Origin of the sequence: Gracilibacillus phocaeensis (assembly GCF_900626275.1) — a bacterium.
GTDB classification, from domain to species: Bacteria; Bacillota; Bacilli; order Bacillales; family Amphibacillaceae; genus Gracilibacillus; species Gracilibacillus timonensis.
The window spans coordinates 1137052-1158327 of sequence record NZ_LR131144.1 but is presented as its reverse complement, the minus strand read 5'-3'; the positions used below and the strand labels follow the sequence as shown (position 1 = coordinate 1158327).

At 41.1% G+C, this 21276-nt stretch carries 25 protein-coding genes and 1 riboswitch; of the genes, 16 read left to right on the top strand and 9 right to left on the bottom strand.

Annotated elements, in window-relative coordinates; all coding sequences use genetic code 11:
- Positions 1-47 precede the first annotated feature (47 nt).
- Together E0E32_RS13395 and cysK are read left to right on the top strand one after the other, a co-directional pair.
- A complete protein-coding gene (locus tag E0E32_RS13395) occupies positions 48-2114 on the top strand; it encodes a bifunctional aldolase/short-chain dehydrogenase (protein WP_130859953.1) in 2067 nt (688 codons plus the stop codon).
- Positions 2115-2498: 384 nt separating this feature from the next.
- A complete protein-coding gene (cysK, locus tag E0E32_RS13390) occupies positions 2499-3413 on the top strand; it encodes a cysteine synthase A (RefSeq protein ID WP_066196549.1) in 915 nt (304 codons plus the stop codon).
- 68 nt (positions 3414-3481) lie between these two features.
- Here the strand turns inward: cysK and E0E32_RS13385 are convergent, their stop codons facing one another.
- Positions 3482-3763, bottom strand: coding sequence for a hypothetical protein (locus E0E32_RS13385; protein ID WP_235817589.1), 282 nt, complete (start codon positions 3761-3763; stop codon positions 3482-3484).
- Positions 3764-3766: 3 nt separating this feature from the next.
- On the bottom strand, positions 3767-3943 hold the full coding sequence (locus E0E32_RS22305) for a hypothetical protein (protein ID WP_165445033.1): 177 nt from the start codon (positions 3941-3943) through the stop codon (positions 3767-3769).
- Between the two features lie 32 nt (positions 3944-3975).
- Between E0E32_RS22305 and E0E32_RS13380 the strand changes: the two genes are divergently transcribed.
- The gene (locus E0E32_RS13380) at positions 3976-4728 is read left to right on the top strand and encodes an alpha/beta hydrolase (RefSeq protein WP_066193527.1); all 753 of its coding nucleotides are present in this window, start codon (positions 3976-3978) and stop codon (positions 4726-4728) included.
- Positions 4729-4743: 15 nt separating this feature from the next.
- On the top strand, positions 4744-4908 hold the full coding sequence (locus E0E32_RS22300; RefSeq protein ID WP_162840604.1) for a hypothetical protein: 165 nt from the start codon (positions 4744-4746) through the stop codon (positions 4906-4908).
- Here the strand turns inward: E0E32_RS22300 and E0E32_RS13375 are convergent.
- Together E0E32_RS13375 and dapA are read right to left on the bottom strand one after the other, a co-directional pair.
- The gene (locus tag E0E32_RS13375) at positions 4902-5345 is read right to left on the bottom strand and encodes a YaiI/YqxD family protein (RefSeq protein ID WP_066193525.1); all 444 of its coding nucleotides are present in this window, start codon (positions 5343-5345) and stop codon (positions 4902-4904) included. The genes E0E32_RS22300 and E0E32_RS13375 overlap by 7 nt on opposite strands.
- Positions 5346-5426: 81 nt before the next feature.
- Positions 5427-6317: a 4-hydroxy-tetrahydrodipicolinate synthase gene (gene dapA / locus E0E32_RS13370; RefSeq protein ID WP_392388600.1), complete on the bottom strand. Its 891-nt coding sequence runs from the start codon at positions 6315-6317 to the stop codon at positions 5427-5429.
- Between the two features lie 150 nt (positions 6318-6467).
- Positions 6468-6651, bottom strand: a riboswitch (Lysine riboswitch).
- A gap of 159 nt (positions 6652-6810) precedes the next feature.
- Between dapA and E0E32_RS13365 the strand changes: the two genes are divergently transcribed.
- A complete protein-coding gene (locus E0E32_RS13365) occupies positions 6811-7539 on the top strand; it encodes a YkgJ family cysteine cluster protein (protein WP_066193523.1) in 729 nt (242 codons plus the stop codon).
- Between the two features lie 63 nt (positions 7540-7602).
- On the opposite strand, the gene E0E32_RS13360 is transcribed toward E0E32_RS13365, so the two are convergent.
- The gene (locus E0E32_RS13360) at positions 7603-8730 is read right to left on the bottom strand and encodes a CAP domain-containing protein (protein ID WP_066193521.1); all 1128 of its coding nucleotides are present in this window, start codon (positions 8728-8730) and stop codon (positions 7603-7605) included.
- Between the two features lie 281 nt (positions 8731-9011).
- On the opposite strand from E0E32_RS13360, the gene cls reads away from it, so the two are divergent.
- Positions 9012-10466 (top strand): cardiolipin synthase, encoded by a 1455-nt coding sequence (cls, locus tag E0E32_RS13355; RefSeq protein ID WP_130859952.1) that lies wholly within the window; start codon positions 9012-9014, stop codon positions 10464-10466.
- Positions 10467-10530: 64 nt separating this feature from the next.
- Here the strand turns inward: cls and E0E32_RS13350 are convergent, their stop codons facing one another.
- Positions 10531-11373, bottom strand: coding sequence for an aldo/keto reductase (locus E0E32_RS13350; protein ID WP_066193514.1), 843 nt, complete (start codon positions 11371-11373; stop codon positions 10531-10533).
- A gap of 191 nt (positions 11374-11564) precedes the next feature.
- Here E0E32_RS13350 and E0E32_RS13345 point away from each other — a divergent pair, with 191 nt between their 5' ends.
- Positions 11565-12206: a cupin domain-containing protein gene (locus E0E32_RS13345; protein WP_130859951.1), complete on the top strand. Its 642-nt coding sequence runs from the start codon at positions 11565-11567 to the stop codon at positions 12204-12206.
- 48 nt (positions 12207-12254) lie between these two features.
- On the opposite strand, the gene E0E32_RS13340 is transcribed toward E0E32_RS13345, so the two are convergent.
- Positions 12255-13028 carry an arylamine N-acetyltransferase family protein gene (locus tag E0E32_RS13340; protein ID WP_066193510.1) on the bottom strand — a complete coding sequence of 258 codons (774 nt, stop codon included), beginning with the start codon at positions 13026-13028 and terminating at the stop codon, positions 12255-12257.
- Positions 13029-13241: 213 nt separating this feature from the next.
- On the opposite strand from E0E32_RS13340, the gene E0E32_RS13335 reads away from it, so the two are divergent.
- From E0E32_RS13335 to E0E32_RS13305, 7 genes are all read left to right on the top strand, one after another.
- Entirely contained in the window at positions 13242-14090 is an 849-nt protein-coding gene (locus E0E32_RS13335; RefSeq protein ID WP_066193508.1) for a formate/nitrite transporter family protein, read from the top strand.
- Positions 14091-14176: 86 nt separating this feature from the next.
- On the top strand, positions 14177-14476 hold the full coding sequence (locus E0E32_RS13330; protein WP_066193503.1) for a hypothetical protein: 300 nt from the start codon (positions 14177-14179) through the stop codon (positions 14474-14476).
- Positions 14477-14490: 14 nt separating this feature from the next.
- Positions 14491-15438 carry a LacI family DNA-binding transcriptional regulator gene (locus tag E0E32_RS13325; RefSeq protein WP_066193501.1) on the top strand — a complete coding sequence of 316 codons (948 nt, stop codon included), beginning with the start codon at positions 14491-14493 and terminating at the stop codon, positions 15436-15438.
- Between the two features lie 160 nt (positions 15439-15598).
- Positions 15599-16279: a response regulator transcription factor gene (locus E0E32_RS13320; protein WP_066193499.1), complete on the top strand. Its 681-nt coding sequence runs from the start codon at positions 15599-15601 to the stop codon at positions 16277-16279.
- A 118-nt stretch (positions 16280-16397) separates the two neighbouring features.
- Positions 16398-17312 (top strand): ABC transporter ATP-binding protein, encoded by a 915-nt coding sequence (locus tag E0E32_RS13315; RefSeq protein WP_066193497.1) that lies wholly within the window; start codon positions 16398-16400, stop codon positions 17310-17312.
- On the top strand, positions 17312-18058 hold the full coding sequence (locus tag E0E32_RS13310; RefSeq protein ID WP_286171918.1) for an ABC transporter permease: 747 nt from the start codon (positions 17312-17314) through the stop codon (positions 18056-18058). The genes E0E32_RS13315 and E0E32_RS13310 overlap by 1 nt, the downstream gene beginning before the upstream one ends.
- Positions 18059-18080: 22 nt before the next feature.
- Positions 18081-18983, top strand: a complete 903-nt coding sequence (locus E0E32_RS13305; RefSeq protein WP_130859950.1) for a sensor histidine kinase — start codon at positions 18081-18083, stop codon at positions 18981-18983.
- Positions 18984-19061: 78 nt separating this feature from the next.
- Here the strand turns inward: E0E32_RS13305 and E0E32_RS13300 are convergent, their stop codons facing one another.
- On the bottom strand, positions 19062-19412 hold the full coding sequence (locus tag E0E32_RS13300; RefSeq protein WP_130860205.1) for a VOC family protein: 351 nt from the start codon (positions 19410-19412) through the stop codon (positions 19062-19064).
- Positions 19413-19642: 230 nt separating this feature from the next.
- Between E0E32_RS13300 and E0E32_RS13295 the strand changes: the two genes are divergently transcribed.
- Together E0E32_RS13295 and E0E32_RS13290 are read left to right on the top strand one after the other, a co-directional pair.
- Entirely contained in the window at positions 19643-20359 is a 717-nt protein-coding gene (locus E0E32_RS13295) for an FAD-dependent oxidoreductase (protein ID WP_130859949.1), read from the top strand.
- 79 nt (positions 20360-20438) lie between these two features.
- Positions 20439-20864, top strand: a complete 426-nt coding sequence (locus E0E32_RS13290) for an ester cyclase (RefSeq protein ID WP_130859948.1) — start codon at positions 20439-20441, stop codon at positions 20862-20864.
- Positions 20865-20883: 19 nt separating this feature from the next.
- Here the strand turns inward: E0E32_RS13290 and E0E32_RS13285 are convergent, their stop codons facing one another.
- A complete protein-coding gene (locus tag E0E32_RS13285) occupies positions 20884-21207 on the bottom strand; it encodes a hypothetical protein (protein WP_066193485.1) in 324 nt (107 codons plus the stop codon).
- Between the last annotated feature and the right edge of the window lie 69 nt (positions 21208-21276).

Here is a 21276-nt window from a genome sequence, read left to right as displayed (position 1 = left end):
CAGAAATACCCACACAAATAAAAGTAAACAAAAAGAGAGGGATGTTTATGGTTCAAAATCATTGGGATAATGACCAAGCAGCAAATGGGGAAGGGCTAGCAACACTTGTTTATCGTTCGAATCTATTAGGTTCTGATCGTTCAGTCGTTAATATCGGCGGGGGAAATACCTCCGCCAAAACGGTAGAAAAAGATTTTAAAGGGGAAGACATTGAAGTAATGTGGGTCAAGGGAAGCGGTTCAGATTTGGCCACGATGAAGAAATCGAATTTCACCGGATTAAAGTTGTCGGATATTCAGCCATTACTCGAACGTGAGGATATGTCTGATGAGGATATGGTAGCTTACTTGGGGCACTGCATGATCGATGCCAGCCATCCACGTTCATCGATTGAGACATTATTACATGCATTTCTACCTTTTAAACACGTTGATCATACCCATCCAGATGCCATTATTAGTATAGCCTGCGCCGATAATGGTCAACAAATTGCCGAAGAAATCTATGGAGATCGTTTTGTTTGGGTTCCTTATATCCGTCCGGGGTTCAAGCTGTCCAAAATGATTGCAGAAGGTGTACAAAATAATCCGAAAGCAGAACTCGTTATTATGGAGAAACACGGTTTGGTTACTTGGGGTAAAACCTCGAAAGAAAGTTATGCAAAAACAATCGAGGTCATTCAAGAAGCAGAAACCTTTATTCAACAAAAAGCTGCAGGACAAAAGCTGTTTGGTGGGGAAAAGTATACATCTTTACAGCCAGCTGCACGAGAAGCATTGTTGGCAGAGGTTATGCCGTTTATACGGGGAAAAGTAAGTCAAGATAAACAGATGCTGGTGACTTACAACGATGACGAACAAGTACTATCCTTCGTGAATAGTATAGAGGCGCAGACACTTTCACAAATCGGCGCTGCTTGTCCAGATCATCTGGTTCATACTAAACGCGCTCCATTATTCATTGATTGGGATCCTCAATCAGGCGATACAGGGGTCTTAAAAGAAAAAATTCAACAAGGGATTGCTGATTACCAACAGGAATATCTCGCCTATTTTGAAAGGAATAAAGTAGCAGGTGATCAAATCATGGAAACGGCACCGCGTATCATCTTGATTCCAGGTGTGGGAATGTTCAACACAGGGAAGGATTGGAAATCTGCGAATATTAGTGAGCAATTATATTACCGCGCCATTGCTGTGATGAGCGGGACGAGCGTGTTGGGTCATTTTGTTTCGCTTAACGAGGAAGAATCCTATCGGATCGAGTACTGGCCGTTAGAATTGTATAAGCTGAGCTTAGCTCCAGCCGAGTCTGATTTCTCTCGACAGGTTGCCTTTGTTACGGGAGGAGCTGGCGGGATCGGTACAGCAACAGCCTACCGTTTACTGGAAGAGGGAGCCCATGTCGTCATTGCAGATATTAACGCAGAAGGAGCGGCCGACTTGGCTGATTCGATCAATCAACAATATGGCAGCCATCGCGCCTTTGCGGTAACAATGGATGTGACAAAAGAAGAAGATGTTAAACAAGCAATCGCTGCCTCTATTCGACAATATGGTGGTATCGATATCCTGGTAAATAATGCAGGTCTGGCTAGTTCTAGTCCGTTTGAGGAAACAAGTATGGAGCAATGGAATTTGAATATGAACGTCTTAGTTACTGGCTATTTCCTAGTAGCTCGAGAAGTATTTAAGTTAATGAAAGAACAGGCAATTGGTGGCAATATGGTGTTTATCGGGTCGAAAAATTCCATCTATGCCGGCAAAAATGCAGCCGCATACAGTACAGCAAAAGCGGCAGAGGTCCATCTTGCCCGAACGGTTGCCGCAGATGGTGGTGCATTGGGTATCCGTGTCAACTCCGTTTTACCAGATGCCGTTATTCGTGGTTCGAAAATTTGGGATTCTTCTTGGAAACAAGAGCGGGCTTCCTCTTATGGTATTGGAACCGATGATTTGGAGGAACACTACCGCAAACGTACGATCTTGAATGTTAATATACTTCCTGAGGATATCGCAGAATCAGTTGCCTTCTTGGCTTCGCAGCGATCTGCTAAAACCACGGGCTGTATGGTAACAGTGGATGGAGGAGTAGCTGCCGCTTTCACTCGATAAGCCGGCAGTGGATTTTTATACCATTACAAATGAAGTTCATCTTCGTTATTTAAACGGAGATGAACTTTTTAAAAAGATAGGAAAATATAACATTCTTGATATGATAGAATGTGGAACAATTTTAACCTTGAACGATCCAGGTTGCCGAATCTAGCTTTGGATAGTAATACAGTATCGAACTCGATTTGTCTTAACGACATTATACTAGATGACAGACAAGCAGTCCATAAAATGCAATAAGAACGAACGATCAATCAAGTAAACTTCCATAATCTATCCTATCCGTCATTTCTATGCTCTCACTACTTTTTCGATAATAATACTTGGATTTAAATCGACATCCCTGCTATCATAGGAATAGATATTGTGGAAGGAGCAAATGAAATGAATCTATTTGAAAACATGACGGCGTTAATAGGCAACACGCCCATGGTAAAACTTAATCGCATCACACCAGACAACATAGCAGATGTTTATGTAAAATTAGAGATGTTTAATCCGTCCAAAAGCGTAAAGGACCGAGCTGCCTATCATATGATTGATGAAGCAGAAAGACAAGGCTTATTAACGGAACGCTCTACGATTATTGAACCAACAAGCGGAAATACAGGAATTGGACTAGCTATGACAGCGGCTGCGAAAGGTTATCAATGCCTGTTAGTAATGCCGGATAATATGACGCAAGAGCGGATCAATATTTTAAAGGCATATGGAGCATCCGTTGTACTGACACCCAGTATGGAAAAAATGCCCGGGGCCATTAAAAAGGCGAAGCAGCTAGCACAAGACATTCCAAACAGTTTTATGCCGCAGCAATTTGAAAACTTAGCGAATCCTGCCATTCACCGAAAGACAACAGCGCTTGAAATATTAGAACAGATGGATCATCGCCTAGATGGATTTGTGGCTACGGCAGGAACAGGTGGTACGATATCAGGTACGGGCGAGGTATTAAAGGAACACTTGACGGAACTTCACATTGCGGTCGCTGAACCGGCAGGATCACCAGTTTTATCAGGTGGAAAACCTGGCAAACATAAACTAGTCGGAACTAGTCCAGGATTTATTCCGGCCATTCTGAATACGTCTATTTATGATGAGATCATTCAAGTTACCGATGACCAGGCGATTCGGACATTCAAACGTTTAGCCTCACAAGAAGGAATATTTGTTGGGCCGTCTGCTGGTGCGGCCGTTTTCGCTGCCATCCAAGTCGCCGAGAAACTCGGACCAGACAAAAAGGTAGTCTGCATCGCTCCAGACACCGGGGAACGTTATCTAAGTATGGATTTATTTTAAACCAACAGCAAAACCCTCTTGCAAAAAAAGCGGTCGCAAGAGGGTAACGTTGAAGATGAGCTTTTTGATTAAAATGGGCCGTAGAACGGAGGTCCGGGTGGAAATGGTGGTCCAGGCGGTCCGAAAGGCGGTCCATAAGGTGGCCCGTATGGCGGACCATAATATGGTGGGTAAGGTGGATAATAAGGAGGACGATCCACTAGTTCTCCCCCTAGAAATCCTAACCCAAATCCCAACAATCCTGCGCCTAAAGGGCCGAATGGGCCTCCTATAAATCGTTCATCCATTTGCGGATGTGGTGGTGCGGCCGGATAATATGACGGTGGTGTCATTTGATGATACGGTTGCATATATCACATTCCCTTCCTATCAAAAATTACAGACAGAGTGATGATTATCAAGAAGAAGCCATCAGATACAACAAATAAATGGTCACCAGGATAAATGCTGATCACTTGATAGTAGCCTATGGTCGTTCCAATAAATGCGGCAGGGTAAACACCTATTTTTTGAAAAAATCTACATGGCATTAGCAAATGAAGCATAAAGGAGAGAGGAATAGATGAAAATCATTGATCAGCAATCAGTTCATTGGGAAGAGCAATATTTGCACGAAGATATCCCTAGTTTAACGCCCTATATCTTATCTAATAAGCCCCACAGCCCCATCATTTTAGTCATTCCTGGCGGAGGATATGGACATCGAGCCTATCACGAAGGAGAACCCGTTGCTCAATGGCTGAATGATCATGGCTTTCACGCTTGTGTCTTGCGCTACCAGGTGGCTCCTATTGAAAAACAAGTAACGATAGTACAGGCGCAGCAAGCATTACTAGAATTAAAAATCAAAAGAAGCGAATGGGGACTTGCATCTGATAGCAAAATCGGGGTGCTAGGCTTCTCAGCTGGAGGTCACTTGGCTGCTTATATCAGTAACTGTTACCTACAAGACTCTCGGCCTGATTTTCATATTCTTGGATATCCTGTGATTACGATGAAAGAAAATACTCATGGAGGAAGCAGAACCAATTTAATTGGAGAACAACCGTCCCAAGAAAGGAAGGATAAATATTCCTGTGAAGGACAAGTGCATTCCCATACACCCCCAGCCTTTATCTGGACCACTGCAAATGATCAATCAGTCTCTTGCAATAATAGTTTGGCCTATGCAATGGCGCTACAGAAACATGAGATTCCTTATGAACTTCACGTTTATCAGGATGGCAGACATGGATTGGGGCTAGCAGATGAACACCCTGCAACAGCCGCTTGGAAACAAGCTTGTCTAGAGTGGTTACAAAACCATATCAGCTAAAAGGAGAGAGAATGTATGACAACAAAAGTAAAAATGCTCGTGCAATCCACCTATAATGATGAACTGTTACGAGCGGGTAAAACGTATGAAGTGAACGATGACACCGCGCAACGCTGGCAAATTAGCAAAATCGCTGAAATTGTGGAAGCGCCAGATGAAGAACAATCGACTAATCAGTAATTCGTTAATAGCTTTCGTAATGTGCTACGAAAGCTTTCTTTATGTTCTTTGGTTAGTTTTTTTGGTCCTTTGGTTCGTTTTCCGGCCTTGCGCATCTTAGCGCTTATATGACGTTCTTGCAGCATTTGATCGATTTTCTCTTTGCGGTAGAGGAAGCCCTTATGATGTAAGACAAGGCAGTCCTTCTGTAAACAAAGAGAAGCCAAGCCAAAATCCTGTGTAACAACTACATCGCCTGGATGCGCCAATTTAACAATGCGATAATCCGCCTCATCTGCTCCGTCGTCTACATAGGTTACCTTCACATGATCAGGATAGGCTTCCATCGAAAAATGATTATAGTTTTTTACCAAGGTAACAGCGATATGGAACGCTGCTGTTTCTTGGATGACAATATCCGTAACAGGACAAGCATCGGCATCAACGATAATTTGCATATAAAAACCCCTTTGTCATAACATACGTATAGTATAGCAAAACAAAGAAAACTTGGCTTGTGATAAGCCAAGTTTATCTGTTTAGCCAATATAATAATGCTGTTGTAAAAAATGTAACTGCTGCCCCAGGATCTGCTGCTGTTCGTCATTCAATGGAACGAGAGGTAGGCGTACACTGCCAACGTCTATTCCTTGTAGCTGCAAAGCCGCTTTAACTGGTGTTGGGCTAGGAGCCATAAACATCGCCTGCATCACTGGCAGTAAATATTGGTGTAATGCTTGCGCTTTTTCGATTTGACCAGATTGTGCAGCTGCAACCATGGTTTGCATCTCATTTCCAATAATATGCGAGGAAACGGAAACCACGCCATTTGCACCAATCGCTACCGCTGGCAAGGTTAAGGCGTCATCTCCCGTGTATAGCGAGAAATTCGCATCGGTGTCCCTTATAATTGTCGTCATAGCATCTAGACTGCCGCTAGCCTCTTTAACTGCAACAATATTCTCTATCTGGGACAGTGCGATAATCGTTTCTGGTTCTACGTTTACACCTGTTCTTCCGGGGATATTGTACAGCATGACTGGCAAGCTCGTTGATTCAGCAATCACTTTAAAATGCTGATATAATCCTTCTTGAGACGGTTTGTTGTAGTACGGGGCAACCAACATGACGGCATCTGCACCAATCGTTTCTGCCTTTTTTGTCATTTCGATCGATTCGTACGTATTATTTGACCCTGTACCCGCAATGACAGGTATCCTTTTATGGGTAATTTTCACCACAAAACGTAGCAATTCTAATTTTTCCTCTTTGGATAAAGTAGGGGATTCTCCAGTTGTCCCTGCGACAACAATGGCATCTGTGCCGTTGTAAATTAAGTGATTGACAAGCGATTCGGTTTTTCCATAATCAATCTCTCCATTTGATTGGAAAGGGGTGACCATTGCGGTTAAAACATTTCCAAAATTCATTATGCATGCTCCTCTATTCATGTTTTTGTCAAACCATTAAGCCTTCAATGAATAGAGGGTATCTCATCCGATAAGATATATCCCAACACCGCAAAAAAGTGCAGTAATGAAGGGATTCACTACTGCACCTCGGAATTATCTAATCTCGATGCGTGAGATAGCCCTCCATATAGTTAAGAAACTATATGACAGCCCGGCATTTATTCAATGCAAGACCAGCAATATAATCAGATGTCTGTCTATATTACTTCGGCAAATTCCCCTTTCCGCTAGTCGTCACTGGAGCATCGTCCTCTAACTAGGTACTAATGGTTTTTGCGCCTCTATTCTCACTTCAATATAAATTGAAGCTGACTATTTAATTGATTACCACTATATCAGAAATAGAGGGGATGCGCAAGAGAAGTGAGAGATTTCTTTTGGAAAGAGGATATCTCAACCGATGTATTCGTGTTATACTTGAGCTACTAAACTAAAAACAGAGGTTGTTAAGATGTCACGATATATCAGTTACGAAGAAGTATTACGTCGTTGCCAAAGAATTAATCAACAGTATCAAATCAATCAGGATCGCTTTGATCAAATTGTTGATTATTTAGTCGATACTCCGCGTTTATCAAACGAAGAAAAGATTCATCAGGCTTTTCAATTATTATTACAAGCCGTTAACGAAGAAATAGCGGGTATGGAAGCTACAGCAGATCTGCAACCGACCTGTCAAATGGGGTGCGCCTTTTGTTGCTATTTCCCGATTGTTATTACTAAAATGGAAGCCGATTTAATGAAACAAGCCATCAACCAGATGCCAGCTGATCGCAAGACATTTATTAAGCGCCATATAGCTGACTATTATCACCGGTATCAAGATCAAGTAGATTCGCTGGGGAATGTGGATATAGCGGGTGATCCAGAAGCAAAGCTATCCTATAAAAAGGCCAACCTTCCTTGTGTTTTATTGAACACAGAGACCAATACCTGTCTGGCTTATGAGTTTCGTCCGTTACCATGCAGAACCTATGTAAACTATACCGATCCAAAGGCGTGTGAAGAAAATCATATGCCCAAGGAAACGATCAGCTATGACTTTTTGTATCAAGAATATATGGGCGCCTTTAATGAACTGCTTCAAGTGCTGTATGACTCAGATGAACAAATAGGCGTGAACTACCCCGACGATGTATACCAAGAGGATTTGTTGATCAATTGGTTAAAGGAAGCGTAAAGGTAACAATAAGGTAAGACACTGCAAAAAAAAGCTAGACTATTCGTCTAGCTTTTGCTTCGTTTATTGTGTTAAATAAGCTTCCGTATAGAATGGCTGGCCATCATCATGAAAGGCCACGCCAACGGCCATTTCGCGAAAATCCGGATGTAAAATGTTTTTGCGATGCCCTTCTGAATTCATCAAGCCTTGATGGGCATATATACTACTAGATTGTCCGGCAGCTAAATTCTCCCCCGCCGTACGAAAACGAATGCCATCTGCTTCTAAACGATCAAATGGGGATTCTCCTTCTAAGTTTTCGTGACTGAAATAATTATTCTCTGCCATATCCAAACTGTGTCCTCGCGCCGTCGTTTGTGCTTGATCATACCATTCCAGGATGGGTTGGTCAAATTTGGCTCGGGCCGCATTCGTCAAATCAAACAACTGATATTCAAAACCTTGCTGCAACGAATCATCAGGCTCTCCAAAGAAATTCTCTTTCTGATTTTCCATATCTTTTGAAATAATTTGAACAGCAGCAATCTGCTCATTCTGATGTTCATCATAGAAAAAGGTAACGTAGTTATTATCTATCTCGAAGGTATCTTGCGCTTGTTCATCATTGATTCGATAGCGAACCAACCCTTTTTGCATCGTATCGATCGGTTCTCCATACACATCACGAACGTCTTGCTTTGTATTCGAGAGGCTAATCTCCTCTTTGGAGCGTAGCAAGTCTTGATTGGTATACAAGCCGCTTACTTGTCCAGCGTCATTGTATGCCACCATCAAGAAATTTTGATAATGTTCATGATAAGTGTACCACTCTGTATTATATTCATTTTTGCTGACTCTTGCTGGCTCAGGTAGTTCTGCTTCGACACTTTGTTTGTCTTCCATGATTTCTATATTGTGGACGGAAAAGGATTGCTCTGTCGGCTCATCTAATTCCGGGGAAGCGACAGAGGGATTAGATTCGTCCGTTTCTCCAATCCATCCTGAGACACTATCGATTAGGTAGTTGATCGAATCATCGATATATGCAAGAGAAGTGGTCATCCATTCACTATTGCTGATATCAGAAGCATCTTGCTTCATTTCATGCCACACTCCTGAAGCACCTTGCTGCTTATAATCATCCGCATAAAAATAATACAACAAACCAGCAACCAATAGTAAAAAAAGTATTGTTCTGATTTTCGGCAAACTCTCACTCCTGACTGATTCTATATGTCTAACAGCCATATTATATCATGAACAGAGGCATTTATAACGAAAAATGTCTTAATAAGCTAGAGAATGAAGCACATCGTCCAGGTGCCTACTTGTACGTATAGGCAAGCAAATAAAAAACTTGTTTTCTATAACTTCATTTATACAGATAGACAACTATACCAACCATTGAGATTGTCCTTCTATGGAAGACAAGCATCGCAAATCATGTTACACTATTAAGCGTACTCATTGCTCAAAAAAGGAGAAAAATCATGGAACTAGGAAATATCATACCCATTATTGTAACTATTATTACCGTTATAAATATCATCTTAGCTATTGGTGTACTTTTTTTTGAAAAACGGGAAATCGGTTTTACCCTTGCGTGGATCTTGGTGTTATTTTTTATTCCGATTGTCGGTTTTCTTATTTATATCTTTTTGGGACGTAAGGTAAAACATAAGAATTTCTACGGTTTAACAGCAGAAGAGCAGGAGTTTCTACAAGAAGAGGTCGATGCACAAGTGGAGGCAATCAATAATAAGGAATTACTGAGTTCTCCCTTATTAAAGAAACACAAAGATGTGATTGAAATGAATTTGCGCTCTTCTAATTCCTTGCTGACAACAGATAACCAGCTGACTGTTTTTCATGATGGGCATGACAAATTTGATCATTTGCTGGCGGATATCCAATCGGCAGAAAAAGAAATTAATCTGCAATATTACATCATCCAGCCCGATTCATTAGGGATTCGGCTTCGTGATTTGCTAACAGAGAAGGCGAAGCAAGGAGTCAAAGTAAGGGTTCTTTATGATGAAATAGGCTCGAAGAAATTGTCTCTTGCCTTTTTTAAAACGTTGCGTGAAGCAGGTGGGGAGGTGGAAGTATTTTTTCCATCTATTTTAGGTCCGATCAATTTTCGTATCAATAATCGCAACCACCGCAAGCTTTGCATTATTGATGGCAAAATAGCTTATATTGGCGGTTTTAACGTAGGTAACGAATACTTAGGGTTAGACAAAAAGTTCGGCTACTGGCGTGATACCCATCTGAAAATCACTGGCCAAACGATTAATGATATTCAGGGAAGGTTTATTTTAGACTGGCACCAAGCGGGGAAAGGAGAGCTTTGGAATTATCAGGAGTTTTGTTTTCAAAACAGCCAACAGAGTGGCCAGTCCCCTGTTCAGATTATCTCCAGCGGTCCTAACTCTAAAACAGAACACCTTAAGAATATGTATATCAAATTGATCATGTCGGCTAAGGAAAGCATACGGATTCAAACCCCTTATTTTATCCCGGATACTAGTTTTATCGATGCCTGTAAGATGGCCTTACTTTCCGGCGTCGATCTGCAGATTATGATCCCTTGCAAACCGGATCATCCATTTGTGTATTGGGCAACCTGGTCCTATGTGGGTGAATTAATCGACTATGGTGCGAAGATTTTACTCTATGAGAATGGGTTCTTGCATGCCAAGACCATCGTCGTCGATCAAGAAGTTGCTTCTGTGGGAACAATGAATATTGATTCTCGCAGTTTTCGATTGAATTTTGAAGTCAATGCCGTCATCTATGATGAAGAAGAAGCTTGTCAGCTTTATCGGTTGTTTGAGAAAGACACAGAACATTGCTCGGTACTTACTAAAGAACGCTATCATCAACGCTCCTTATGGATTAAATTCAAAGAAGGGGTTTCACGTTTACTTTCACCCATCTTATAGTGAAAATCTAGCAAAAGCGCAATGAGAGTTTCATAGAACTCCATTGCGCTTTTATAATTGTGATTTAAAATTCTTCATATTCCGCAGGGTTTTGATCATTGATACGACCGTGTGGTTTCGTAAGGTCGTTGATGGCCTCCATTTCCGCTGGTGTCAATTCGAAATCAAAGATTGCAATATTTTCTCTTTGCCTGGAAGGGGTAGCTGATTTAGGGATAGCAATCGCCCCTAACTGATAATGCCAGCGTAAAATAACCTGCGTTACCGTTTTTCCATGTTGAGTAGCAATCTTTTGCAACTCTTTGTGTTCGATCACTTCGTTTGCTCTGGCGATGGGACTCCAAGATTCCGTGACAATTTGATGCTCCTCATTCCATTTACGTTGCTCTGCTTGGTTAAAGAATGGGTGACATTCGATTTGGTTAATCGTTGGTAATACCCCTGTTTCTTCTTTCAAACGCTCCAAGTGCTCTGGCATAAAGTTACATACACCGATGGAACGGATATAGCCCCATTTCTTTGCATCTATTAAGGCCTGCCAAGCTTCCACATAATGATCTTGAATTGGGTTAGGCCAATGAATTAAGTATAAATCATAGTAATCGAGATTGGCTCTATAGAGTGACTCTTGAATGGTAGTGACAGCATCATCATAATGATGATATCGACCAGGCAGCTTTGAGGTAATGAACAATTCCTCACGTGGCACCGTGGTTCGTCGGACAGCTTCTCCAACAGTTGCTTCATTTTCATAGTTATAGGCAGTATCTAGCAATCGGTAACCATTGGTAATGGCATGGTTGATAGCTTGCGCTCCTTGACTTCCTTTTAACTGATAGGTACCAAATCCAACCGATGGAATAACTACGCCATCATGTAGCGTTTTTACTGGTATTTGGTTAATCATTTTTAGCATCTCTCCTTTCCATATCCTTATTACCCTTTGATAGGAAACCTTAAACTTGCGACTCCTAGGGGAGCTCGAATAGTCAAGAGGAGGAAACCTTAATTTTTGATAAACACGGCTAAAGGAACGTTTGGGCGGATGTATCATATACTGATCACACCTAAATAAGATAGGGGGTGTGAGTCAGAAAAATGGCAGTCTTATATATTGATTATCAGTCACCTAATAACCAATTTTATTTCGATTTACGAAACAATCCGTTTTTCCAAAGAGATCAGCAAAATTTTATTAATGCTGTGGGCAGGGACCAAGTTAACACATTGGGAAATGCTTCTATCCTTGATATTTACTTAAGTCAAGGAAAATATGTAGAGCCGCATATTCATCAAAATGCCTCTGAAATCGTATATTGTGTCAGTGGAGCGGCAATCGTCTCTTTTATTAATCCTTTCACCAATCAACTTCATCATATTCCGATTCAGCCAGGACAAATCGCTAATGTTCCTCAAGGTTTTTGGCATTATGAAGTAGCAACGGTGGACGATACGCACTTGTTAGCAATATTTGATGCCCCATATCCTCAAGCGATATTCGGCTCCGATATTTTGCGTTTAACACCTAGTGAGGTTATGGCCAATAGTTATTGTTTAGATAAACAGGAGTGGCAGGAGGCAGTAGAACCCATTAAACAAACGGTCATTATTGGGCCACCTGATGGCTGTCAGAGGCAAGAGACTACTTATACAGAATATTTACCCTATACCTATCCATACACAGGGCAAACGTCGTCAACCTTTTATCCGACATATCCTTATTATCATGGTGCTTATTAATGTTTGTATAACAAAGAGTTATTCCTCATTGTTGTACATGTAACCAGCTTATCGAACGATCCCAAAGTAAGTTTTTAAAGCTTGCGTATATTCTTCGTTATTTGCCGGAGTGAACGTTTGCACTCCTTGATCAGTAAATAATCGAAATTCTTCTCCAGCTACCGTATTTCTGCCATTCTCTGTGAAGACAGACAACATCACTGTCTTGGTGAAAATAGAATCCGGGCTGTTTTCACACCAATAATTGGCCATCAAAAAGTCACGTGGCAGCTGTGGTTCCTCTGAGAAAGAATAGAGTCGCTGCCATTGATCTTTTTTCCATTCCTGGAGCACCCAGCCAAATTGTGAATCTCTCACCAATTGATAGCATTCCTCTCCCTGGCGCTGTTCAAGTCGTTCCACCATTTCAATTGGGCGCTTAGGGATAATACCACCCACACCGACATCACATAAATAAAGTTTCCCCTCTGTTTCCACTTGTAATACGTGATGGCGTCGTTTTGGCGGCAAATCGGTTTCATCACGCCAAAATCGGGCAAAATAATCCGTAACCGAATAGCCAAGCTCCCGAAGCAGCCAGCCAAATAGGGCATTCAATTCAAAACAATAACCCCCTCTGCCTCGCGTGACAATTTTGTCGAATACATCAGGAATAGCTAGTGATAGCGGCACCTGATCCAGGATGTCAAGGTTCTCATAAGGCACGGTATGTAGATGGCTTGCCTGCAAACGAGCAAGCATGTTGGCACTCCCATCTAATGGCCCGTCATACTTGATCCGCTTCAAATAATCGCTTACATTAGGTGATTGCTGTGCTTTCATCTATATCCCTCCAAACAAAAAATACATCGTTACTTATTCTTCATTATAAGCGATAGTTGTACTTGACACAAAATGTTTATACATCTCCATGTTACAATATGCTATAATAGAGGTAACATAATAAAGAAGCCGAAGTAGTCTTTTGTTTTATGTGAATATATTCACATAAAAGGCGAAGTACGCTGATTAATTCAGACAATGGGGGAATAAACAGTGAAGGAAACGATAACTGCCTTAAGCAATACGGCTGTGTCCAAACGAAATCAACTACAAACGAGTAAAAGCAAGTATTTAGTAATGACCATGCTTGCCGGATTTTTTGTCGGGCTTGGCATCGTGTTAATTGCTACAATTGGCGGTCTGCTGGAACCACAACAGTTTGCCGGTACCAAAATTGTGACAGGAATGGCCTTTGGTGTTGCTTTGAGTCTTGTCATTATGGCAGGCGCCGATCTGTTTACAGGGAATAATATGACAATGACCATTGGATGGTTAACGAAGAAAACAACGGTCTTAGATGCCGGGAATATATGGCTCTATAGTTATCTGGGCAATTTTGTCGGAGCGATTTTGATAGCCGTGCTGTTCTATTATTCTGGTTTAGCTACTGGGGAGACGGCCAATTATGTTACTTCCTTGGCCAGTGGTAAGATGAACACACCGTTTATGGAATTGTTTGTACGCGGGATCTTTTGTAACATTCTTGTTTGTTTAGCAGTCTGGTGTTCCTTTAAACTGAAAAACGAAACGGCAAAATTAATTATGATTTTCTGGTGTTTGTTTGCCTTTATTACATCTGGATTTGAGCACAGTGTGGCCAATATGTCCTTATTATCGTTAGCATTATTGGTGCCTCACCCAGAAACTGTGTCTTTAGTGGGCATGTTTGCCAATCTCATCCCGGTATCCCTTGGTAATATCGTCGGTGGGGCTGTCTTTATCGGAGCCGCCTATTGGTATGGCGTAACCGATAAGCAAACCGCAGAGAAACCTGCTCTTCAGAAAGCTTTAAACAAAGAACAAAGAAAAGAAGAGCCAGAATGGTCCTCAGAATTTAAATAGCGTGAGTAGAAAATCTTGCTTGACTTGAAATGCATTTCATCAATTAGAGTGAATCTATACCCATTTCAAGTCAAGGAGGAGAACCAATGAATCATATACGAAATCTGCAACAAGGTGAAAAACTGTATTCGACATTAACAGGATTATTTGAAGGTTTTAATGGCATGCAGACAATCTATTTTGGTGACTTATATTTAACCAATAAAAGATTGTATGTCGTAAGTCATCAATTTATGAAGATGGAGACCTCTCTTTGGTTTAAAGAGCAAGAAAGTGGAATAGATCACTCTACATTCATGGTTGGGGAGGATGAGCTGACAATAAAATGGCTATATCGTGGCAACCTGCGTGATTTTATGAGACAATTTCAAAACAGAATCCAGTAAATAGGAGCGATCGGATGACAAATATTCACGATATTGCTAAACAGGCAGGTGTATCGGTATCCACTGTTTCCAGAGTCCTTAACAATTATAAGTATGTCGCGAGTGATAAACGAGCCGCTGTCTTAGACATCATCGAAGCGTTAAACTATACGCCAAATAAGCATGCGATTGATTTAATTCGCGGCGAAACTAGAAATATAGGCGTTATTCTGCCCTATAACAACAATACGGCCTTTGATCAGCTGTTACACGGTATACTAAACAAGGCTTCAAAACAGGACTATTTAATAACCGTGCTACCTTCTCAATATGATAAAGCGAAAGAAATAGGCTACTTAGAAAAAATAAAAAGTAAGCTGTTTGATGGTATCATCCTTACTTCTAGGGCCAATGACTGGGAGAAGATTGTTCCATACAGCCAATATGGTCCGATTATCTCTTGTGAATTTACCGAGCAACCGGAGATTGGTTGTGCCTATACAGATCGCTATCGTTCTTTCCTAGATGCCCTGCAATTATTAAAAAACAAGGGACACCAAGCCGTAGCTTTTACAACAGCCAGGCTCGCAAGCAACAGTACCACACAAATCATCGCTGCATATCAAGAGATTTTCGGAGACATACCGGCTGGCTACCACATTACAAATTGCCAGTCTTTAGATGATGGATATGCAGCAGCTCAGCAATTTATGCAATTGCCTGAACGACCATCTGCCATTTATGCCAATGGAGATGAAGTGGCCGGCGGCATTTATTTGTATGCTCAGTCGCAACAACTACAAATACCAAGTGATGTAGCGATTATCGGTCAAGAAAATCAACCCGTGGGTATCGGCTTGGGACTGTCCACCGTCGATCATCAGCTAACGAAAATTGGAGAACAAGCCTTGAACCTCGTGATTCATCGATCAAAAGAAAAGGTGAACATCCCCTACCAAATGGTGGAGAGGCAATCCATGTAACGCATCCTTTTTAGTGAAAAACGCATTCACTCCAACTATGAGCGAATGCGTTTTTTCATGCTGTCCATTTGCGTTATCCAGGTAAGCTATTGTACAAAGCCAGAAAATCTGGAATAATAATAGCAATAAAAAGATTATAGTAAAAAGGCGAGTGGTAGAATTGAAATCAGGAAAAGACGTCTTATTGATAGAAGATGATCAAGAAATTAGTAAATTGTTGCAGGTGATTTTGACCAAGGCTGGGATAGCAACTGTTGCGGCTTATTCCGGTACCGAAGGACTGCTGCAACTGCAGCGTCAATCCTTTGATCTCATCTTATTAGATTTGATGCTGCCCGGTATTAGTGGAGAGGAGCTGATTACTCAAGTCCGAGAAGAAAGCGCCATCCCGATTATCGTCATTTCTGCCAAGATTGGAATCGAGGATAAGGTGCAAGTCTTGCAGATGGGAGCGGATGACTATATCACCAAACCTTTTCACCAGAAAGAGGTAGAAGCCCGTGTCGAAGTACAATTACGAAAATCCGCGACACAGCCGGAACAAAAAGCAGAGAAAAAATGGCGAGGTTTATCGATTGACCTCCATAAATATGCAGCGACTTTAGAAGAACAACCCTTACAGCTCACACAAGCCGAGTTGGATATCTTATGCTTATTGATCGATCATCCCGACCGTGCCTTCTCCAAACAAGAGATTTATGAAAAAATTTGGAAAGGAACCTATGTAGGTGATGACAATACCATCAGTGTACATATCTCCAACCTGCGCAAAAAAATAGCTGACATCACCCCAGATGAGTATATTAAAACGATTTGGGGAGTAGGGTTTATGTTAGTATAATGCGCCGATTCGTTCCATTAACTTTATGATTTCTTTATATTTTGCTTAAAGGATTTTAAAGACACCTGCGCTAAACTATACGTATCAAGAAAGAATATTTAGTGAAGGAGTCAATGCGATGGATACCGTCATACAAACCAACCAATTGACAAAGACGTTTAAGAAGGAGGAAGTAATCAAACCACTAGATTTTTCCGTGGGGAAGGGAGAAATCTGTGCCCTAATTGGGAAAAACGGAGCCGGTAAGTCAACGATCTTTAAGATGTTATCGGGACAACTCATGCCGACAGCGGGTGATATTCACTTATTTGGTGCTACAGGTAATGATTTAGCGGAGGCTAAAAAGAGAATGGGCTTTATGATTGAAACACCGGCCTTTTTCTCAGATTTTACCGCCAGTCAAAACCTCGAATACTTTCGCATCCAGCGAGGCGTGGTGGAAAAGCAGCGAGTTCAGGAAGTATTGCAAATTGTGGACTTGGCCAAGCAAAAGAAAAAACGATTCCGCGAATATTCCATGGGCATGAAACAGCGACTAGGCATAGCATTATCGCTACTAAGCAGCCCCGATTGTTTGGTGCTGGACGAACCAATCAATGGCTTAGACGCGGAAGGGATTAGGGAAATGCGACGACTGCTGCTGAAGCTCAATCAAGAAAAACAAATAACGATTTTGATTTCCAGTCATATTTTAACGGAATTACAACTGCTGGCCACACGCTTTGTTTTTGTGAAGGATGGTCAAGTAGTGGAAGACTTAAGCAAAGCAGATTTAGATGAAAAAAGTAGAAAACAAATCCAACTGAAGGTCGAGGATACAGCTAAGGCGGTGCAATTATTAGAACGAAATTATGGCGATATTCGATATAAAGTCCTTCCTGATCAAATGATTACGATCCAAAACTATATCGAAGAAGCTGGTAACATCAATCGCCTCTTGATTGAGAATGGGGTGGTGGTAATGGAGTTTCGTTTAGAAGCTCTTAACTTGGAAGAATTTTTCCTAGGATTAGTCGGGGAGGAGATCCAATGATGAATTATATCAAAAGTGAACACTATCGTTTATTGCGAAAACCAAGTCTGTACGTAACAGGTGGCATTTGCCTTCTGCTTCAAATGATGGCCGCTCTGCTGTTATATTTTTTTAATCAGATTGAAACTGACTTTCCTTATGCTACGAGTCGATTTTTGTATTCGAATGTGGTGAGTAGTGGGACTTTTCTAGTTATTATCGCTTTTTTGTTTAATTTGATGTTGACTGGCAAGGACATGACACTGATAAAACAAGCCATCTCTTTTGGTATTTCACGAAAGTCAATTTTTTGGTCTAAATTTATGCTTACATTAAGCTACTTTCTCTTATTATGTGTGGTCAGTCTATTCTTCATCGTTGGTTTGGGAGAAAGTCTCTTAGCTAAAGAGGAGCAATCTATCACCAATTTTCTTATCGCTCTTACCAATATGGTCCCGCTTGTATTCGCTGGATTTACGATCATTCATAGCATGAAAATGACAAAGATTAATACCATTTACATCATCATTATATTGTTTGTCCTATTTACGTATTCTGGTGAGTTCGTTTATTCCATTTTTCGACCGATCTCCGGATTAAATCAACTTTACCAGTATGGACCAGACATTTTATTAAGAGGCAACTTGAATGATTTTATGGCTCAAGCCACTTCCATTGATTTTCGTTGTTGGATAACAGGCATTGTGCTTGCCATTCCTGCATTACTATTCGGGGCAAGAAAATTCACTAAACAAAACATCGATTGATTAAAAAAGGGGAGACATAACCATGAGCAGCTGGTTGATTATCATCGTACTTGCGGTCCTGCTAGTCATCAGCATAGGTAGGCTGGTATTTCTTCATTGGGAGATCAAGGGCATGACCCATCAACTAATGAATATCATCGAACATTTCGGTACCAATGAGCTGGTTCGTACCAACACACGCAATAAAAATGTTGTTCGTTTCCTTTCTCGAATTAATCAGTTGCTTCGGTTATTTAAACAGGATCAGCAGCAAGCACAAAAACGAGAAAAAGAACTCAAGCAGGAAATTACCAATATTTCACATGATTTGAGAACACCGTTAACCTCTATGCAAGGTTTTACGGAATTGTTAAATGACCCTTCCTTATCAGAAGCAGAGAGAAGCGAGTTTTTACAGATTATCCAGCAGAAAATGGACCACTTGACCATGACAGTAGATATGTTCTATGAGATCTCGCAAATAGATTCAGCTGATCAGCCTTTAGAGATCGAACAGGTATCACTCGATCAAATCGTAATAGAAACGATGCTGATGTTCTATAACGATTTTGAGAAAAGTAACTTGCAGGTAAAGATGGAAGAAACACCTGTATCACCGATATGGGCTGATAAAAAGGCTGTCCATCGAATCATTAATAATATCATCCAGAATGCATTGCGTTATGCGCAAACCTATTTTTCTATCGACTGGGTCGAAGAGGACGACTATGTTCGTTTACATGCCGCAAATGATATTACTGGCGTTAATCAAAAAGATGTCGAACGTATGTTTGATAGAAGCTTCCGGATAGATCAGAGCCGCGCGGATGGACATTTAGGTTTAGGCTTGCACATTGTACAACAGTTGGTTGACAAGCAAGGAGGCCATGTAACCGCCTATCTGCATGAAAATGAATTTCAAATAGAGGTTTGGTTTAGGAAATAAGGTCGAATAGTGATAAGAGCAGCGCACATGAAATAAAAGCGTCCATTTAGTTCAAATGGACGCTCTCCCTGTGCTTACTTATAGATGAACAAGAATATTAATCAGCTTGCCGAAAGGATCGCGGACATAGAATCGCCGAACCCCCCAAGGTTCCTCGACTGGCCCATATTCAATAGCAATCCCTGCTTCTTGCACACGAACCAATAAATCATCCAAGTCGTCCACTTCCATTGATAGATCAGGGACAGGCGTTCCAGACCCTCCTTGTGAGAGAAAGCTAATTTGTGTATCCATTTTATCATGCGAACCGAACGTTGTAATAAACCCCAAATCCATCAACTGATCCAATCCAAGAATCTCCCCGTAAAAATAAGCAGCCTTTTCCATCTCAGGTGTTTCAATATTAGCAACAATACGTTTAACCTTCATCATTATCCTCCTTATAAAAAAATCATGATGGTATTACTACTATTCTAATCACGTCATATGCACATTGCAATATAGGAAAGTACTCCTTTCACCAACATTATTTGTTGGCAGCATTTTCTTTAGGAACAACTGCCTGTTTAGCAAAGGAAAAATAAGGGTAGAAATAGGATATAGCAAAATAACATATGATTTTCAAATAAAGGAGTTTCATCATAAAGGAGCGAATAAAAATGGCAAATCAAAAAATCACTTTAAAGAAAAAAGAATTAGTGGCCAAAGATACGATGGCGTTTCATTGGGAAATGCCAGATGGATTTGATTTTAAAGCAGGTCAGCTCACTCATATTAAGCTGATTAACCCAAGTAAAACAGATGAAGAAGGGAATAAAAGAGCCTTATCGCTGGTCTATGCACCGAGCGAAAATGAATTAGTGACGGCTACGCGCATAAGGGATTCTGCTTTTAAGCAGGAATTAAAGGATTTACCAGAGGGAAGCGAGGTCGAATTTGATGGAGCAAGCGGAAGTTTCACCCTCCACAAAACAGAATCCACTCCGGCTGTATTTATTATTGGCGGTATTGGGATCACACCTGTCCGCAGCATGATTGCCGAGGCTACGAATCAAGAGACAGATCATGAGATAACGTTATTATACTCCAATAAAACCCCAGAAGATGCCCCATTTCTATCCGATTTGGAGGAAATGGCAGAAAGAAATCCTGATTTCCAATTTGTTCCGGTTATGACAAGGTCAAGTGCCGATGAATGGGGTGGTGAACGTGGTCATATTGGTGCCAAGCTGCTCAAACGTTACGTTTCCGATATCCATAAACCGATCTATTACCTGTCTGGTCCCGGCGGTATGGTGGAAGCGATGCAAGATATGCTGATAGAAGCGGGTGTGAATGAAGATAACATCCGTTCCAAGGAATTTGCTGGATATTAAACAAATGGTGTCCATAAGGAAAAAGGGAGGAGAAGGGGTGCTTTTCACCTCTCCCTTTTTAAACAGGGAGTTGATGAGGATGGTCGTGCATAATGGGAAACAAATATACGAACGCTGGGTTCAGGCATGGAATCAAGATATATCTGTGTTGGATGACATAACATCCCCTGACTGTACCGTACATCAAGCAAGGCTTGACCAGCAAAATTCGGAAAGGCAGAAGGGGGCAGAAGCGCTAAAAGATATGATTGGGAGCGGGTGTGCCTTCTTTGACGATGTAAAGATGTCTATTGAAACAGGGCCTATCGAAGAAGGAAATTATGTATCTGCTCGATGGCGTTTCACCGGCACGTATAACGGAACGATGCCAGGTGCACAGGCAAAGGCAGGGAAAGTGATAGCTTTTCAAGGGATGGATATCTTCTTTCTGGAGGACGGAAAAATCAAAGATTACTGGGTAAGTTCCGATGGGGTTCATTTTATGCAGCAGATGGGTATGCTGTGAAGCTGTAGCACCATTTAATTTACTGTTCCCGCGATTCAGGCTTTTTCCATTGAAAGAACATTTCAGCTAGAGAAATCAATAAAACAATCCAGAAAAAACCGTTATGAAATGAAATACCCACCGAAGACTCGCCGCCTAAAAGGGAAAATATCCCGATCAGGCATAGGATATAAATCGTTATAAACGCTTGCCATTTCAGTCCATCTTGTCTATCATTCTTTGTGTAACGCTGAAAAAATAGACTGATAAGGATACAGACAAGAAGCAGCATGCTAACCGTCGTCTTAGAAACTACTAATTGTTGGATAGGGAAATAATCATAGACCAATAATAAGGTTAACAAAAGAAGGGCAAACCCTGAGCATAATTTTGAAATAAGGCATTCTCCTATGTTATTTTTAATAACTTATTT

Coding starts and splice junctions, on each gene's coding strand:
- E0E32_RS13395 (WP_130859953.1), top strand. CDS start 48: ATGGTTCAAAATCATTGGGATAATGACCAAGCAGCAAATGGGGAAGGG.
- cysK (WP_066196549.1), top strand. CDS start 2,499: ATGAATCTATTTGAAAACATGACGGCGTTAATAGGCAACACGCCCATG.
- E0E32_RS13385 (WP_235817589.1), bottom strand. CDS start 3,763: ATGCAACCGTATCATCAAATGACACCACCGTCATATTATCCGGCCGCA.
- E0E32_RS22305 (WP_165445033.1), bottom strand. CDS start 3,943: ATGCCATGTAGATTTTTTCAAAAAATAGGTGTTTACCCTGCCGCATTT.
- E0E32_RS13380 (WP_066193527.1), top strand. CDS start 3,976: ATGAAAATCATTGATCAGCAATCAGTTCATTGGGAAGAGCAATATTTG.
- E0E32_RS22300 (WP_162840604.1), top strand. CDS start 4,744: ATGACAACAAAAGTAAAAATGCTCGTGCAATCCACCTATAATGATGAA.
- E0E32_RS13375 (WP_066193525.1), bottom strand. CDS start 5,345: ATGCAAATTATCGTTGATGCCGATGCTTGTCCTGTTACGGATATTGTC.
- dapA (WP_392388600.1), bottom strand. CDS start 6,317: ATGAATTTTGGAAATGTTTTAACCGCAATGGTCACCCCTTTCCAATCA.
- E0E32_RS13365 (WP_066193523.1), top strand. CDS start 6,811: ATGTCACGATATATCAGTTACGAAGAAGTATTACGTCGTTGCCAAAGA.
- cls (WP_130859952.1), top strand. CDS start 9,012: ATGGAACTAGGAAATATCATACCCATTATTGTAACTATTATTACCGTT.
- E0E32_RS13350 (WP_066193514.1), bottom strand. CDS start 11,373: ATGATTAACCAAATACCAGTAAAAACGCTACATGATGGCGTAGTTATT.
- E0E32_RS13345 (WP_130859951.1), top strand. CDS start 11,565: ATGGCAGTCTTATATATTGATTATCAGTCACCTAATAACCAATTTTAT.
- E0E32_RS13340 (WP_066193510.1), bottom strand. CDS start 13,028: ATGAAAGCACAGCAATCACCTAATGTAAGCGATTATTTGAAGCGGATC.
- E0E32_RS13330 (WP_066193503.1), top strand. CDS start 14,177: ATGAATCATATACGAAATCTGCAACAAGGTGAAAAACTGTATTCGACA.
- E0E32_RS13325 (WP_066193501.1), top strand. CDS start 14,491: ATGACAAATATTCACGATATTGCTAAACAGGCAGGTGTATCGGTATCC.
- E0E32_RS13315 (WP_066193497.1), top strand. CDS start 16,398: ATGGATACCGTCATACAAACCAACCAATTGACAAAGACGTTTAAGAAG.
- E0E32_RS13310 (WP_286171918.1), top strand. CDS start 17,312: ATGAATTATATCAAAAGTGAACACTATCGTTTATTGCGAAAACCAAGT.
- E0E32_RS13305 (WP_130859950.1), top strand. CDS start 18,081: ATGAGCAGCTGGTTGATTATCATCGTACTTGCGGTCCTGCTAGTCATC.
- E0E32_RS13300 (WP_130860205.1), bottom strand. CDS start 19,412: ATGAAGGTTAAACGTATTGTTGCTAATATTGAAACACCTGAGATGGAA.
- E0E32_RS13295 (WP_130859949.1), top strand. CDS start 19,643: ATGGCAAATCAAAAAATCACTTTAAAGAAAAAAGAATTAGTGGCCAAA.
- E0E32_RS13290 (WP_130859948.1), top strand. CDS start 20,439: ATGGTCGTGCATAATGGGAAACAAATATACGAACGCTGGGTTCAGGCA.